The 14,760-nt window shown below is 54.3% G+C and carries 13 protein-coding genes; 10 read left to right on the plus strand and 3 right to left on the minus strand.

What is annotated here, in order from left to right; genetic code table 11:
* Nucleotides 1-136 precede the first annotated feature (136 nt).
* Both ACXJJW_RS06860 and ACXJJW_RS06865 read left to right on the plus strand, forming a co-directional pair.
* Nucleotides 137-634 carry a class I SAM-dependent methyltransferase gene (locus ACXJJW_RS06860; protein ID WP_456474993.1) on the plus strand — a complete coding sequence of 166 codons (498 nt, stop codon included), beginning with the start codon at nucleotides 137-139 and terminating at the stop codon, nucleotides 632-634.
* A gap of 47 nt (nucleotides 635-681) precedes the next feature.
* Entirely contained in the window at nucleotides 682-1,683 is a 1,002-nt protein-coding gene (locus tag ACXJJW_RS06865) for an AbrB/MazE/SpoVT family DNA-binding domain-containing protein (protein ID WP_456474994.1), read from the plus strand.
* 5 nt (nucleotides 1,684-1,688) lie between these two features.
* On the opposite strand, the gene ACXJJW_RS06870 is transcribed toward ACXJJW_RS06865, so the two are convergent.
* On the minus strand, nucleotides 1,689-4,250 hold the full coding sequence (locus ACXJJW_RS06870) for a GAF domain-containing protein (RefSeq protein WP_456474995.1): 2,562 nt from the start codon (nucleotides 4,248-4,250) through the stop codon (nucleotides 1,689-1,691).
* Between the two features lie 430 nt (nucleotides 4,251-4,680).
* On the opposite strand from ACXJJW_RS06870, the gene ACXJJW_RS06875 reads away from it, so the two are divergent.
* The 4 genes from ACXJJW_RS06875 (at nucleotide 4,681) to ACXJJW_RS06890 (ending at nucleotide 7,036) form a co-directional block, all read left to right on the plus strand.
* Nucleotides 4,681-5,457, plus strand: coding sequence for a hypothetical protein (locus ACXJJW_RS06875; RefSeq protein ID WP_456474996.1), 777 nt, complete (start codon nucleotides 4,681-4,683; stop codon nucleotides 5,455-5,457).
* A gap of 14 nt (nucleotides 5,458-5,471) precedes the next feature.
* A complete protein-coding gene (locus ACXJJW_RS06880; protein WP_456474997.1) occupies nucleotides 5,472-5,747 on the plus strand; it encodes an SHOCT domain-containing protein in 276 nt (91 codons plus the stop codon).
* A 1-nt stretch (nucleotide 5,748) separates the two neighbouring features.
* Entirely contained in the window at nucleotides 5,749-6,108 is a 360-nt protein-coding gene (locus tag ACXJJW_RS06885) for an SHOCT domain-containing protein (protein WP_456474998.1), read from the plus strand.
* A 67-nt stretch (nucleotides 6,109-6,175) separates the two neighbouring features.
* The gene (locus ACXJJW_RS06890) at nucleotides 6,176-7,036 is read left to right on the plus strand and encodes a DUF63 family protein (protein WP_456474999.1); all 861 of its coding nucleotides are present in this window, start codon (nucleotides 6,176-6,178) and stop codon (nucleotides 7,034-7,036) included.
* Here the strand turns inward: ACXJJW_RS06890 and ACXJJW_RS06895 are convergent.
* Complete coding sequence (locus tag ACXJJW_RS06895) at nucleotides 7,033-7,626, minus strand: hypothetical protein (protein WP_456475000.1); 594 nt, start codon at nucleotides 7,624-7,626, stop codon at nucleotides 7,033-7,035. The genes ACXJJW_RS06890 and ACXJJW_RS06895 overlap by 4 nt on opposite strands.
* A complete protein-coding gene (locus ACXJJW_RS06900; RefSeq protein ID WP_456475001.1) occupies nucleotides 7,626-8,111 on the minus strand; it encodes a hypothetical protein in 486 nt (161 codons plus the stop codon). The genes ACXJJW_RS06895 and ACXJJW_RS06900 overlap by 1 nt, the downstream gene beginning before the upstream one ends.
* A 280-nt stretch (nucleotides 8,112-8,391) precedes the next feature.
* Here ACXJJW_RS06900 and hisD point away from each other — a divergent pair, with 280 nt between their 5' ends.
* From hisD to ACXJJW_RS06920, 4 genes are all read left to right on the plus strand, one after another.
* Nucleotides 8,392-9,675, plus strand: a complete 1,284-nt coding sequence (gene hisD, locus ACXJJW_RS06905; protein ID WP_456475002.1) for a histidinol dehydrogenase — start codon at nucleotides 8,392-8,394, stop codon at nucleotides 9,673-9,675.
* Nucleotides 9,668-10,984 (plus strand): aspartate--tRNA(Asn) ligase, encoded by a 1,317-nt coding sequence (gene aspS, locus ACXJJW_RS06910; protein ID WP_456475003.1) that lies wholly within the window; start codon nucleotides 9,668-9,670, stop codon nucleotides 10,982-10,984. Before hisD ends, aspS begins: the two co-directional genes overlap by 8 nt.
* A gap of 55 nt (nucleotides 10,985-11,039) precedes the next feature.
* Nucleotides 11,040-12,212, plus strand: a complete 1,173-nt coding sequence (locus ACXJJW_RS06915) for an aminotransferase class V-fold PLP-dependent enzyme (RefSeq protein WP_456475004.1) — start codon at nucleotides 11,040-11,042, stop codon at nucleotides 12,210-12,212.
* Nucleotides 12,213-12,532: 320 nt separating this feature from the next.
* Nucleotides 12,533-14,758 carry an efflux RND transporter permease subunit gene (locus ACXJJW_RS06920; protein ID WP_456475005.1) on the plus strand — a complete coding sequence of 742 codons (2,226 nt, stop codon included), beginning with the start codon at nucleotides 12,533-12,535 and terminating at the stop codon, nucleotides 14,756-14,758.
* Nucleotides 14,759-14,760 lie beyond the last annotated feature (2 nt).

Consider the following 14,760-nt stretch of genomic DNA (forward strand, 5'->3'; position numbering starts at 1 on the left):
ATCCTCACCATGATAGGGGCGCCGCACCCGCCCAGCCGCTCAGCGGAGCTGAGTGGCGGTTACCAATCCTTCCGTGCCAATTATCTGCAACATAATTCTGTATCACTGTGAGAATGTTTTTCGGGCAGTGGTGGGAATGAGCCTCCTTGCTCTCCTGGGCGAGATTGAGAAGCGCGAGCAGGTGTTGCGCAGCGTCGCAGGATACTGCTCCGGCAGGGTGCTGGACGTTGCCACAGGCTCCGGCTACCTGGCAAGGGAGATTCGGGGAAGCGTAGTCTGCCTTGACATCGACGCCCGCGCGGTGGCCAGGATTGGCGATGTTGTGATAGGCGACGCCAGAAGGATGCCCTTCCTCAACGAAAGCTTCGACGTCGTTGCAACATGGTCTGCGCTCGCCCACGTCGCCGAGTGGCGCAGCGTCGTCGCTGAGATGTTCCGCGTTGCAAGGAGGCTGGTGATCACCGCGGAGCCGAAGGGGAAGCTGGCGCTGCTCGCCTTTCGCGACTTTCGCTGCTCGCATGAGCTGAGCATAGAGGAGGTAGCGAGAGAATTTGAGCGCTTCGCAAGGGTGGAGGTGGACGACTTCGAGCACTTCGCGGTGGTGAGGGGATGGAAGGAACCGCAGGGTTTATAAACAGTATATAGCATATATAATTACATGAAATTATATGGAGGAATATTATGCAGACACGCAAGATATACATGAGCGGCGGAAGCACCTACATCATGTCCCTGCCAAAGAAGTGGGTGCAGCGGGTTGGACTGAGAGAGGGGGACAGTGTTGTGGTGACAGAGCGTGAAGGTGCACTGACAGTAGAGGCCCGCGAAAGGGAGGAAGAGAGCAGGGAGGTTACAGTCAAAATCTCACAGGTGGAGAGCGGTGAGGTTCTCGAGAGGCTGCTTATATCCTACTACCTCATAGGCTACGACACCATCAAAATCCTCCTCGACGACGCGCAGCACCTGAAGTACCGCGAGGTGGCGCGCAGAATACCAGACCTCCTCGTGGGTGTGGAAATCGTCGAAGATACCGATGAGGCGCTCACCCTGGAGATTCTTCTCAATGAGCGCAAGATGCCCACAGTTAAAGCAATGCGCAGAATAGACCTGATAGTGAGCTCAATGCTTGCCGAGCTCATACGCGTCCCCGAAGATCGGGACGAAGCCCTCGCAAGGGATATAATCGAACGCGAAAAGGAGGTTGACCGCCTTTATTTTCTTGTGGTGAGGCAGCTCAAGGGGGCAGTGCGCTACCATCAGCTTGCCGAGAAGCTGGGCATAGCGAATCCCCGCGATGCACTGGGCTACCGCATGGTGGTGAAAAACTTTGAGCGCATCGCCGACCACTGCGAGAACATTGCACAGCTTTACCTGAGGCTCCTCGCGGAGGAGGGTGAGCTTGCAGACTGTGTGGCACTCGCAAAGCTCACATCACAGGCGTATCGGAAGGCCTCAAAGGCATTCTTTACCCTCGATATGCACCTTGCCCAGGAGGTTTTCTCACACCTCAAGGAGATAAGGGATCTCCAGGAGAAGATACTCAACCACCTTTTCCAGAGCAACATAAAGGCGGGCAGGGCCATGCTCCTGAAGGGGGTAATGGACAGCCTGAACCGAATCGCCAGTTACTCCAGCGACATCGCCGAAATAGCAATCAATGTGAGCGTCGAGGTGCCTGAGTGAGGGGTCTATCCCCCCACCGGCAGCATAAAATAAACGGTGGTACCCTTCCCGACCTCCGACTCCACCCAGATCTTCCCTCCGTGCGTCTCTATTATTCGCTTTGCCACCGCCAGACCGGTACCCGTGCCGCCATAGCGCCGCGTTGGGCTGGGGTCGAGCTGGGTCAGAGGTTTGAAAATTTCATCCAGTCTGTCCTCCGGAATACCTATTCCAGTATCGCTCACAGCTATCTTCACCCACTCCCCCTCCCTCGACACCCTGACCCTGGTCTCACCTCCGGTGCGATTGAACTTTATTGCATTGTCCAGTAGATTTAAAATCACACGCTTCAGCTTAATCGCATCAGCCACAATATCGCCATCATAAGCAAAATCAACCTCCATCCTCACATTCTTTTTCCTTGCCTCGCCCTCCTTCTCCTTAACTGCGCTGTTCACTATCTCAACGAGGCTGACACGCTTTTTATGCATCCCCAGGTCACCCCGCGAAATAGTCGCCACCTGCAGGAGGTCCTCCACAATGTCATTGAGCCTGTGAAGCGCTGCAATCGCCGACATTAGCTCATTCCTGCGCTCCTCATCATCATCCTCTATCGCCGCAAGTTCAATAAAACCCTTGGCTATGGTTATGGGCGTGCGGAGCTCATGGCTTACGTTGGCTATGATGTTGCTCTTTAGTTCGTCTATCTCCTTCAACTCCTCGTAGGCGCGTTCCAGTTTTTCCCGCGCTTCTTTAAGCTGGGTTATATCCACAAAGGATATCACCAGACCCTCGACTTCTCCCGAGTTGCCACGCATCGCTGAGAGGGAGAGCTGCACTGTTCTGCCTGAGGGGAGGGTGGTTTCCAGCGTCACCGGCTCTCTGCCCGCCTTGCTGCGGAGCAGTTCACCCACCTTCGCTTCAACCTGCGCTTCCCTGAAATGCTCCCATATCTTGGTCCCCATAATCTCCTTCTCGCTTTTCTCGAGGTACTCCATAGCACGCCTGTTAAAGAAGTTTACCTCACCATCGCTGCTGGTGGTGAGCACCGCCGCGGGCACTGTTTGCAGGATGCTCTTCATTTCCCTGAAGAATCCCTGAAGCTTCTTCCGGGACTCTTCAAGGGCCATCTCAGTGCGCCTACGCTCAACAGCGGCGGTTATTATGTTTGCAACCGACTGTAAGAAATCAACATCCACAGAGGTAAATCGTCTCCTCCGCCTGGAATGCACCCCCATTACCCCATAAATCTTATCCCTGTAAATCATGGGCACGCTCATACCAGAGACTATACCGTGCTCCCTGAGCAGCACAGGTGCCTTGAATCGCTTCTCACTGCCAAGGTCCTCAACTATAACAGGCTTGCGGATGTGCAGTGTGTAACCTGCCTGGGATTCACGCCCGGCACTTACAGTGGCTTTACCCACCAGCCCTTCAGGCCAGCCTACGCCTGCAACAAGACGAAGTCTGTCTCCCTCAAGCCAAAGGATTTTGCAGAACTCAGCTTCAAGTGCCCTTGCAACAAGCTCCACAGCCTCCTGCATCAGTGCCTTAATATCTGCCCCGCCCAGGAATAGCTCACCAATCCTCGCCACAACTGCATGCTGGGCAGACCTGACCTTTGCCGCCCTCTCAGCCTCCTTCTTTCTGTCTTTGTCCTCAATAGCCTTAAGCGCAAAGGCAAGCTCTTCGCCTACCCGCATGAGCAGTTCAATCTCCTCACTGGTAAACACCTCACTGCTATCAGAGTAAACATTGAGCGCACCGTACACGCGCTCACCGTAGACAAGAGGTACCGCCGCAGAGGAGATGTATCCCCTTTTCATAGCCTCCTCCCGCCAGGGTTTATAGCGCGGGTCCCTGGGGATATCCCTCATAATCTGTGGCTTTCTCGTCTTTATCGCCATACCCGTTGGTCCCCTCCCTGTCTCAGAGTCGTCGTAGGTTATGCGCACCTTCTCGAGATAGCCCTCCTCAACCCCAGCCTTCGCAACCGGCACAACCTCCTTGCTGTCCTCCTTGAGCAGGCCTATCCATACCATCTTGTATCCTCTAACCCTGTGAAGAGTTTCACATACTTTTTTAAAGATGGTGCTGGCATTCTCCTCACGAGCCATGACACGGCCTATTTCATTTATAGCCCTCAGCACATTGTTTAAATGCTCTATCTCCTTCTCGGTGCGTTTCTGCAGAGTTATATCTCTATTTATCTCTACTACTCCGATAATATCTCCACTCTCATCCCTCAGCGGAGTTGCAGAGAGCTCAGAGATCCATACCTCTCCCGAACCTTTTATGTGCTCATGGGTGAGGCCTCTTACCTCTCCCTTTTCCAGCACCTCTTTTATTGTACATGGCACATCTCTGCACGGCTCACTTTTTCCATGGCTAATCTCATAGCATTTACTGCCTACAAGCTCCTCCTTCTTACGTCCGAAAAGTTGCAGAGCGGCGGGGTTTGCCTCAACAATAGTGTGGTCGAGGTCAATGACGATTACCCCTTCACTCATGGCGTTGAACACATCCTCCAGAAGCTTATTCTTATCCGCTTTTGAGGACAGTTTTTTCAAATTCCTGCTTACCTCCACACAACCTTGTGACCACTTTTGAATCGCAAACTTTTATTTATTGGGGTATAATAAAAAATTTTCTAAAATAAAATTTATAAAATTTTTAACTCACATGCAATGCCCAGAAAAAGGCCTTATTTTCAAGGCGACAATTATTGCCGCGAGTTTTGGGATTCACAGAAGCATTCATCTAAAGTTCCTGTTAAATAGCAGGTTTGATCAGAAACTGAGTCAAACACGATAAGACAGCATCATTTCTGAAAAACTATTTAGGGCACGCATTCGCAGTTAAACTGCCTAATCCCCCTATTTTCCCTCTCCCACACTATTATGGACTGTTGTGGACATTCTCCGACGTGTTTGGCCCTTTACATCTTATCAAGCCACCTTGGTCTTGTAGGCAAATTATAGCTCAGCCGCCGCCAAGGTATTGGCGAGGTGATTTGAAATGGAAAAGAATAAAGTGGCAGTTGCTATCCTCGCGGGCTATGTCCTGCTTCTCAGCTACGCCTTTGCGATGGGTATGATGGGCACAGACGCACAGGAGCACACTCAGGAGAACCAGATGGGGCTCATAGATAGGCTCCTCGGCGGCTTCGCTGGAAGAGGCTTCGGTGGCTACGGCATGGGCATGGGGATGATGGGTGGCCATGGAATGGCCGGCGGCTATGGCGGCATGATGGGCACCGCTATGATGGGCGGTGGCTGCGGCGGCTTCTGGAGTGCACCCACAACAGGCGAGGAGATAACCCTGGAGCAGGCAGAGCAGGCGCTGACGGACTACCTCAGTTATATAGGTGATGACAACCTCGGCATAAGGGAGATAATGAAGTTCCAGTACAACTACTATGCCATAATTGAGGAGAAAGATACCGGCAAGGGGGCATTTGAGCTGCTTGTGGACAGGCGTAGTGGATTGGTTACGCCCGAGCCGGGACCCAATATGATGTGGAACCTCAAGTATGGGCATCACGGCTCTGGATATGCAGCGGAAAATAGGATAACCGGAGAAGAGGCTGTGGATATAGCCCAGCGCTACATCGCTGCGTTTGCTCCCGGCTGGCGGGCGGAGGAGCACCCGGATGAGTTCTATGGCTACTATACACTGCACACCCTCAATGCAGAGGGCAGGATAACGGGCATGCTGAGCGTCAACGGCTTCACAGGCGCGGTTTGGTTCCACAGCTGGCACGGCACCTATGAGGGCAATGGGCACGAGGAATAGCCCTTTTTGAGGTGATGCAGATGAGCGACAGGAATGTGCTTGTTATCGCTGGCATTGGGGTGCTCTTCCTTCTTCTGCTCCTCCCGGGCTCCGGGATGGGCGGTATGATGGGTGCAGGCATGGGTATAGGGGTGCTCTTCTGGGTAGCGGTGGCGGCGCTGCTCTACTACGCCCTCGCCGGCAGAGAGCACAGAGAAAAAGACGCGCTGGAGGTACTTAGGCAGAGATACGCGAGAGGCGAGATATCGCGTGAGGAGTACCTCAGGACAAAGGAGGACATAGGAGGTTGAGATGAGCAGGTATATCGCATATGCGGCCTTCGGGCTCCTCACCCTTCTGCTTCTCCTGACGTGGCACTATGAGAGCGGCTCAACCTCCGGGGTGTGCCGCGCATGGGGAAGCTTTCTCACAGGCTCTGCACCCTGGGGGGGAGGAAGTATGGAGCAGATGCACATGCACCACGCGCTTGGATATGGCTTCCAGGGCTTTGGCCTGGCTTTCTGGGCGCTGGTCATAGCTTTCCTCTATCTCCTGCTCGCAGGAGGAAAAAACAGGAGCAGCGCAATAAAGGAGCTTAACGCCAGATTTGCCCGTGGAGAGATAACACGAGAGGAGTACGAAGAGGCGAAGAGACTGCTGGAAGAGAAGTAAATACTGCTGCAATTTTACACTGTGTCAAATAAAAAGTATAAATAGTGTCAAGGTCCTCACACTTCCCATGGGTCTGAGCAGCTTCTTCTACGAATACTTTGTAAAGCCTCTTGAAACAGGCTCAGGTTACAACCCCTACAACACCCTGGCTTACGGACTCCTCCTGCTCCTGGGTGCATATGTGGTCCTGCGATTGTTGAGGTGGAAGGGCATTCGTCTTGATGAGGACCTCTTCAGGGCTCTTATACCCTTTGTGCTCCTCGGCGGCTTGATAAGGGCTCTGGAAGAGTTCGCAAGGGTAAGCGGCTCCGGCGTGCTGCCGCATAGCTTCCTGTTTCTTACGCCGGGGGTTTACTTTTTGGTGGTCTTCCTTGCCATGCTCTCCATTGCCGCAGGTCTTGTGCTGAGGGGGGAGAGATACCACCGTGTGGTCTCCTATTCCGGTGCGTTTCTGTGTGCTATCGCCTCTGTACTCTTCGTGTACGACGTATTTCTCGTGGCTTCTGAGAGGGCGGTGTCTCAGTTTTCCGGAGAAACCCTTAAGCTCCAGGTCAGGGTATTCGTGGGAATCCTCCTCTTCTCCATTGGGCTTGCTCTCCTCGCCATGCTCCCGCTGAGGCGGCTCAACATGGTTTCTCGTTTAAATGCCCTGATTGTGTGGGGCGTCTCCTTCGACGCCGCCTCGGTGAGCCTGGCATCCCTCTCCCTTGGTTATGGTGCAGAGCAGCCCCTTACTCAGGGCATGCTCTCTATGCATCCCTTAACCTACCCCCTCTTCAAGATGGGCCTCTACCTCCTGCTTCTCTACTTTGTGGAGAGGGACGTGCCCAGGGAGGAGGAAACCCACTGGCTCACAAAGCTTATCCTGCTGGTGCTCAGCCTGCCCATGGGCCTGCACAACTCGCTTCAGGTGCTTTTAGGGGTCTAGTAGGGCGATAGGTCCACCGCATCCAGGTAGCCCGCAATTGCCACAAGAATAAACACCAGCACTGCCGCCGCGAGAATGGCTCTGAAGACCAGCTCCATGTTCACCTCTGAGAGCACCCTGAGACTGCTCCCCTCCTGGTAAAATCCATTTTGGGCGATGATTTTGAGCATAAAGGTTGTGCCCACGATACTTGAGAGCAGGCCAAGCACCATGAAGAGAAGCTGGTACTCTGTCAGGAAGAGCGCCGCTGCAGAGATGCCGAGGAGGGGGAGCACATCGCTCACGTGGTGGGCGCAACACGCCACCATCGCAGCGCCGCTCATGCCTCCGCTCGCTGCCACGCCTGCGCCCGCGCGAGTCTTCCTGAGCTTTGAAACCGCCCTTATGTAGTGGTACAGCCCCATCTGCACGCCAAAACCTGCGCTCAGGGCGAGAATCCAGTACCACAGCCCTGCAAAAGAATCCAGGGCGTGCTCAAAGCTCTGCGCAAGGGCGAGAATGCCAAAGTAGAGGAGGAGAAGGGCAACGCCACCCGCAAAGCCGGCGATAGTCGCGCGAATCTTCAGCACGCTGAAGTTCCCGCTCTGCATCACCTCAGCTCCTTCAGGTCCCACCTGAAGGTCCTATTGCCCTGAATGCCATTTATTTCGAGCACAATGTACTCATCCTCCTGCGAAATCAGTTGGCTTCCGTCAGGCAGAGTGGCCGGCAGGGTCAGGTAGCCAGAGCGGTGGTGCCCCGACTCCTTCTCAGAAACCCAGGAGAAGCCCTCGCTTACCCCAACACCGCGGCTGTTCTTAAAGATGGAAAGCTCTTCAACCCGGTAGCCGGAGAGGTCAACTGAGTGGGTGTTGAGATATACCTTGAATACTATCTTTTCCCTCTCCTCAGGCATCAGCGGGTTGAGGTACGCCACGTCCACATCCACCGCTCCGAGGCTGCTCTTCCTTATCAGGTCCCCCTCACTGAGGGTTTTCCCGGGGTCAACTGAGGAGGCATCGCCACTGCTGGCGGAGGTACAGCCCGTGAGCATTGCAATTGCACCAATCATAAGAATCGCAAAGATTTTTCTCATTGCATCACCTCCTATGATAGTGGCAGCCTGGGGTGGATGAAATTTGCTCGTTAGACAGTATGTGAAGGGGATTCCAGAAAGTGCCCTATTTCAGCAGCTACTCCTGAAACCGTCCAGAACAGTACAAAGTGCAAATTCTGACTTCAGATTCATAGATTGTGCCCTCAACGCCCATACCCTGCAATACGAAGATGTCTTTACCCCATTTACTGTAGCAGCGTATTGAGATGCACATACTCCCACAACAAATTTAAATACCTTTAAGCCCTACTTCATCTGGATGCTTTTCTCTGAGATTGTCAGGCTTACGCCCGCCCAGAAAGATAGGCTGCTGCGCAGGGGCAGGGCAGACCTCAGCAAGGTGGAGGCGAAGGTAGCCAGGATTATCGACGAGGTCCGCTCCCAAGGCGATGCCGCGCTGCGCGAACTCACAAGACGCTTCGATGGCGTTGATGTGGAGGAGCTCAGGGTCAGCGAGGAAGAGATAAAAGAAGCACGGAGAAGGGTAGAGGGAAAGCTAATAGAGGCGCTGGAGCTTGCTAAGCAGAACATTGCCGAGTTTCATCAGCGCCAGCTCCGTGAGGAGTGGAAGTATGCCAGGGATGGCATCACCCTGGGGCAGATTTTCCGCGCCATAACCAGCGTGGGATGCTATGTGCCCGGAGGGCGAGCAAGCTATCCTTCGACGGTGCTGATGTGCGCCCTGCCGGCGAAGGTCGCCGGTGTGAGGCGAGTGGTTGTGACCACGCCGCCCATGAAGAGCGGTGAGGTTAATCCCCTCACCCTGGCAGCGTGTTCCATCGCGGGCGTGGATGAGGTGTACCGTGTGGGTGGGGCACAGGCGATAGCTGCCCTTGCCTACGGCACTGAGAGCATCGCACGCGTAGAGAAAATCATCGGCCCGGGGAATGTTTATGTAACTGCGGCGAAGCGCCTGGTGAGCGCAGAGGTTGCGATAGACATGCCCGCAGGGCCGAGTGAGGTGCTGATCATAGCCGACGACTCCGCTGATGCGTACTTCATAGCGCTGGACATGCTGGCGCAGGCGGAGCACGACCCTCTCGCGAGCAGTGTGCTCGTAACCACTTCGCTGGAGCTGGCAGGGCGGGTGAAAGAAATGCTGGAAGAGTTGAAGCCAGCACGCGCCGAGGCAAAGCAGGCGATTGAGGCAAATGGGGCAATACTGGTAGCGCGGGACATCGACGAAGCGGTTGAGTTTGCAAATATGTTTGCACCCGAGCACCTCCAGATAGTAATCCGTGACGACGAATCTGTGCTGCGCAGGATAAACAGTGCAGGCTCTGTCTTCCTGGGCAGCTACTCCCCTGTTGCGTGCGGTGACTATGCCAGCGGCACAAACCACGTCCTGCCCACCTCCGGCTATGCACGGGCTTATTCAGGACTCAACATCTATGATTTTATCAAGGTAATCTCCTTCCAGAGGCTGAGCAGGGAGGCACTTGAGAGGCTTGCAGAGGCCATAGTGCCCCTCGCAAGGGCGGAAGGGCTGGAGATGCATGCAAAGAGTGTAGAAGAAAGGTTAACGAGGCGAGAACATGATTGAGCGCATTTATTCCGGTGAGCTTTCTCCAGAGATGGATGGAGAAGAGGTGAACATCGCGGGCTGGGTGCATGAGAAGCGAAAGCTGGGCGGGCTGCTCTTTCTTATCGTGAGGGACCGCTCCGGGGTGGTGCAGGTAACCCTGCCCAAGAAGTTTGTTCCCAGAGACGTTTTTGAGACTGCAAAGGGTTTGAGCAGGGAGAGCGTCGTGGTTGTTAATGGGAAGCTTCAGGCAATGGAAAAGGCACCCGGCGGGGTTGAGATTATCCCTTCACAGATAAGGGTGCTCAGCAGCGCAGACTCACCCCTGCCGCTTGACCCCACCGGTAAGGTTCAGGCTAATCTGGACACCCGCCTCGACCACCGCGTGCTTGACCTGCGCAGACCAGAGGTGGTTGCAATTTTCAAGATACGCAGCCGTGCCCTGAAGGCTGCGAGGGAACACCTCCAGAAGCAGGGTTTCCTCGAGGTGCACACACCCCGGATAATCTCCACGGCCAGCGAGGGCGGGACAGAGCTCTTCCCGATAAGCTACTTTGAGAGGGAGGCATTCCTGGCGCAGAGCCCGCAGCTGTACAAGCAGATGCTCATGGGCTCAGGTTTGGACCGCGTGTTTGAGATTGCCACCTACTTCCGTGCGGAGGAGCACGACACCATATGGCATCTAAACGAGGTCACCGCCGTTGACTGTGAGCTCGCCTTTATCTCTGACTATGAGGATGTGCTCAGGGTTATTGAAGGGTTGATATGTGCCATGATACGCGCAGTTCGGCGGGAATGTCCTCAGGAGCTTGAGCTGCTTGGTGTGGAGCTAAAACAGCCGCCAGAGCGCTTCCCCAGGCTGGAGTATGCAGAGGTGCTCTCGCTGCTCGAGGAGGAGGCCAACCTCAAGCTCACCTTCGGCGAGGATTTGACCACCGAGGCTGAGAAGAAGCTGGGCGAGCTAATGCGCCAGCGGGGGCACGAGCTGTACTTTGTCACCCGCTTCCCCCTCGAGGCGAAGCCCTTCTACACCAGGCCTGACAGCGACGACCCCCGGCTGAGCGCCAGCTTCGACCTGGAGTTTAAGGGGAGGGAGATTATCTCCGGTTCCCAGCGTATCCATGAGTACCAGCTGCTGGAGGAGCGCATAAGGGCAAAGGGACTCCGCGTTGAGAACTTCTCCAGCTATCTGGAAGCCTTCAGGTACGGGATGCCTCCCCACGGGGGCTTCGGCATGGGAATAGAGCGCTTCCTCATGCTGCTCTTAGAGCTGCCCAATATCCGCGAAGCTGTGCTATTCCCCCGGGACAGACACCGCCTTGAACCGTAATACTGAATAGCTCAAATTTCCAAGGTTAACCCTGATATAAAAGGAAGGTGAAAGATTGAAATTTGTAAACCGCTATGCTGGCTATGTGGTTATTAACCCGCTCATGAGGGGTGGAATACTTCCTCAGGATGTGCAGGAGGAGCTGTGCAGAGACGGCTGGCTTGAGATTGGCTACAGCGTGTGCCACGACTGCATCGAGGGGAGAAGCAGCCTGATTACAAAGCCCCCTGTGAAAAAGTTTTTAAAGCAGGTGGCTCGCTTTTTCGGCGGCGACGAGGCGGAGCACACCTTCGGCTGCAGGGCGGCGCAGTATGTTGTGATGAAGACCATCGCCGACCACGTTAAGGAGGCTGAGCTCGAGCCGGTGATTATATCTGACCCGAACTCGCACTACACCACAAACATCGCTGCAGAGATGGTTGGCCTGCGTGTGGTTGAGCCGCCTCATACCGGCTATCCAGAGTACCGTGTTACTGTTGAAGCGTTCCAGGAGAAGATAGAGGAGGTGGGCAAACCTGCGCTGATTGTGGCTACGCATGCCGACCCCTACTTCGGCAACATTGAGCCCGTGGAGGAGCTGGGCAAGCTCTGCGAAGACCTGGATGTGCCCTTTCTGGTGAACGCTGCCTATACCGCGGGCGTTGCCCCGGTGGACATGAAGAAGATGCGCGCCGATTTTCTTACTGTGAGTGCCCACAAGAGCATGGCTTCTCTTGCACCGCTGGGCTTCGTGGTGACCACCTACGAGTGGAGCAAGAAGGCCTTTGCAACCTCCAGGTCAAAGGCGGAGTGGACAGGCAGGGTGTTTGGGAAGAAGCTGCCAAATCTGTTCGGGTGCAGCGTCGGTGGGATACCACTGATATCTGCAATGCTGAGCTTCGATTATGTTAAAGCGAGGGTAAAGCACTGGGAGGATGAGCTCAGGAATATCAACGACTTCGTTGACAAACTCGAGGATATAGGCGGGGGCGATATAATGCTCCTGGGAGAGCGCCCCAAGCGTCACCACCTGCTCCACCTGGAGACCCCGCTGTTCTGGGAGATCTCAAAGAAGCACAGGCGGAAGGGCTTCTTCCTGGCGGAGGAGATGCTGAAGCGCAGAATAGTCGGGCTGCACAAGGGGCTGAGCAAGCACATAAAACTGAGCGTCTACGGCTTGAGCGAGGAGGAGCGCGAGCGGGTTCTCGCTGCCTTTGAGGAGATTGCCGCACTTAGGGAGAAGCTGTAGGTGGCGGTTGAGACCTTAAACATCTTCAGAAGATTCAAAGTGAAGGCATTCTTTTAGACCTGGACCTGTGGGCTGGGTAAGGCACGTGCTATGCGCTGGGAGATGCCCTTTTTATCAATACCGGCTGCGATGAATGGGAGTTCTCTGTGAAGAGGTACCCCATACCATATTTTACATTTTGTAAATAATAAAAATTATTAGTTAGAATTAATTAAATTAATCTGTAGATTAAGCTGTGCGCAGTGTAAAATGTAAGAGGCGGGGATTATGCAACTGTCAAATGTGCTGGGGTGAACACTGCCCTACAGGAGAATTATGAAATGCTGAAAAGAGCTCTGAAGGTGGTTGCTGAGCTCCATCTCAGGCACCCGCTGACAGTCCTGCTCGTGGCTCTGCTGATAACCGGCATAGCCCTTAACGGCATCACGAAAGTCAGAGTGGAGACCAACATGGAGAAGTGGATGCCACAGGACATGCCAGCTATAGAGACCACCAAACTCATCCGCTCCATCTTCGGTACCGGCGAAATGGAGATGGTACTGGTGGGACTGGACAGAGACTATACCGCTGAAAATGCTGTCTACGACATAAGGGACCCGAGGGTATGGAGTGCTATAGCACAGCTCGAGAACCAGCTGGTAAAGGAGAGGAATGTGTATGGGGTCTCCAGCGCTCTGAGCGGAATAATGCGCTACAACGGCGGCGAAATTCCCTCAACCCCTGAGCAGATGCAGGTGCTGCTCGACGAACACCCTGAGCTGAAAGAGTATTTTGCCAGAGACTTCTCCTCAACCATCATCATTTTTACCACTGATATAGGGTACGATGAAAAGAGCGCTGAGGAGCTGATAAAGCGAGTTGAGGAGGACATAGCAGGCTCGTCCTTCCCAGGCGGTGTAAAGGCACGCATAACAGGAATGCCATCATTTGTCCGCGACTGGTTTGTGATACTGAGCAACGACACAAAAAGGACCGCACCCATCTCGCTGTTCATAGTACTTGTCGCACTGATAGCCATCTACGCGTCTGTGCGCTGGGGTCTGGTGGCCATCTCTCCTCTAATATTTGGAATGATCTGGACGGGTGGGGCAATGGGCTACCTGGGCATCCCTCTGAACATGGTGACGAGCGCCTTCGGCTCGCTTCTCGTTGGCATCGCCACAGCGGATGCGATTCACTTCGTTGACAGATACAGGGAGGAGAAGGAGGCTGGCAACACCCACGAGGACTCGCTGAAAATCAGTGTAATGAACGTTGGACCTCCCATTATCGCCACGTCTGTGACAACCATAGGAGGATTCGGCGCCTTACTCTTTGGCACCATCCCTATGAATACACAGTTCGGTGCGGTTCTGGTACTTGGCATTCTGTTCGCCCTCATAGCATCGCTGTTCATGCTCCCCTCTCTGCTTTACCTCCTCGATGAAAGGTCACATAAGCAGATCACAAAAAAGACAGGATTGTGGGCTGGGCCGAGAAATGCACTGCGTAAAGCAGGAGAATTCGAGGCGGCGTATCCGCTGGCGGTGCTCTCAGGCGTCCTCCTGTTCACCATCATCTCCATCCCCGGTATTGCTAGTATCAATGTTGTGCTCAACTACGAGAAGATGCTACCCAGCACCCTTGAGACCATTCAGACGATGCACACTGTGCAGGATAGGTATGGTGGCAGCGATATGGTACAGATCCTGCTGGAGGCAGAGGATGTGAGAGAGCCCTCGCTGATAAGGGCGATGGATGTCGTCGAAAATCGCCTGAAAAAGGAGGAGGGCGTAACAGACGTATCGAGCTTGGCAGGGGTTGTGATGGATCGCTACGGATACCTGCCCTCCAGCATGGCAGCTATAAAGAAGGTAGTGGACAGCGACCCCAGGGCAAGGGCGCTGGTAAGCAGGGACTATAAATTTGCCCTGATAAACGTGAGGGTAAACATACCCTATGAACCCGCCGTGGAGATGGACCTCATCAAGAGGGTAAGAGAGAGTATCGAGGATGCGGGTCTTGAGGCCAGGCTGAGCGGGATGATAGCTCTGGACGTCGATTCCTATGCAGTTTTCGGCAATGACCTGGGCATCATAGGCTTAGCGGGCATTGTGCTGGTGCTGTCCGCTGTTATGCTCTACTTCAGGTCGATAACCAGGGGGCTGCTGGTACTGGTGCCTGTGGTTCTGGCTATAACCTGGACGAGTGGCTGGATGGGATACCTGGGCATCCCCTTCTCCTTTATCTCCGTCGGCTTAATACCCATCCTCTTCGGTCTGGGCGTTGACTACGGTATTCATATAATCAACAGGTACGAGGAGGAAATGAGCAAAGGAAAGAGTGCCATAGAGGCGCTGCTGGAATCTGTGTCCACTGTTGGACTGGGATTAATCATAGTGACGTTCACAACAGTCGCCGGATTTCTGGGGCTCCTAGCCTCTGCTCTACCATCAACGCAGCAGATGGGCCAAGCCTTGGCCCTTGGCATCTTCTTCAGCCTGCTTGCGGCCTTCTCAACAGTCCCTCCGGCATTAATTTTAAAAGAAAATCTCAAAGGGAGGTAAAC

It is taken from the genome of Candidatus Pyrohabitans sp. (assembly GCF_054014795.1).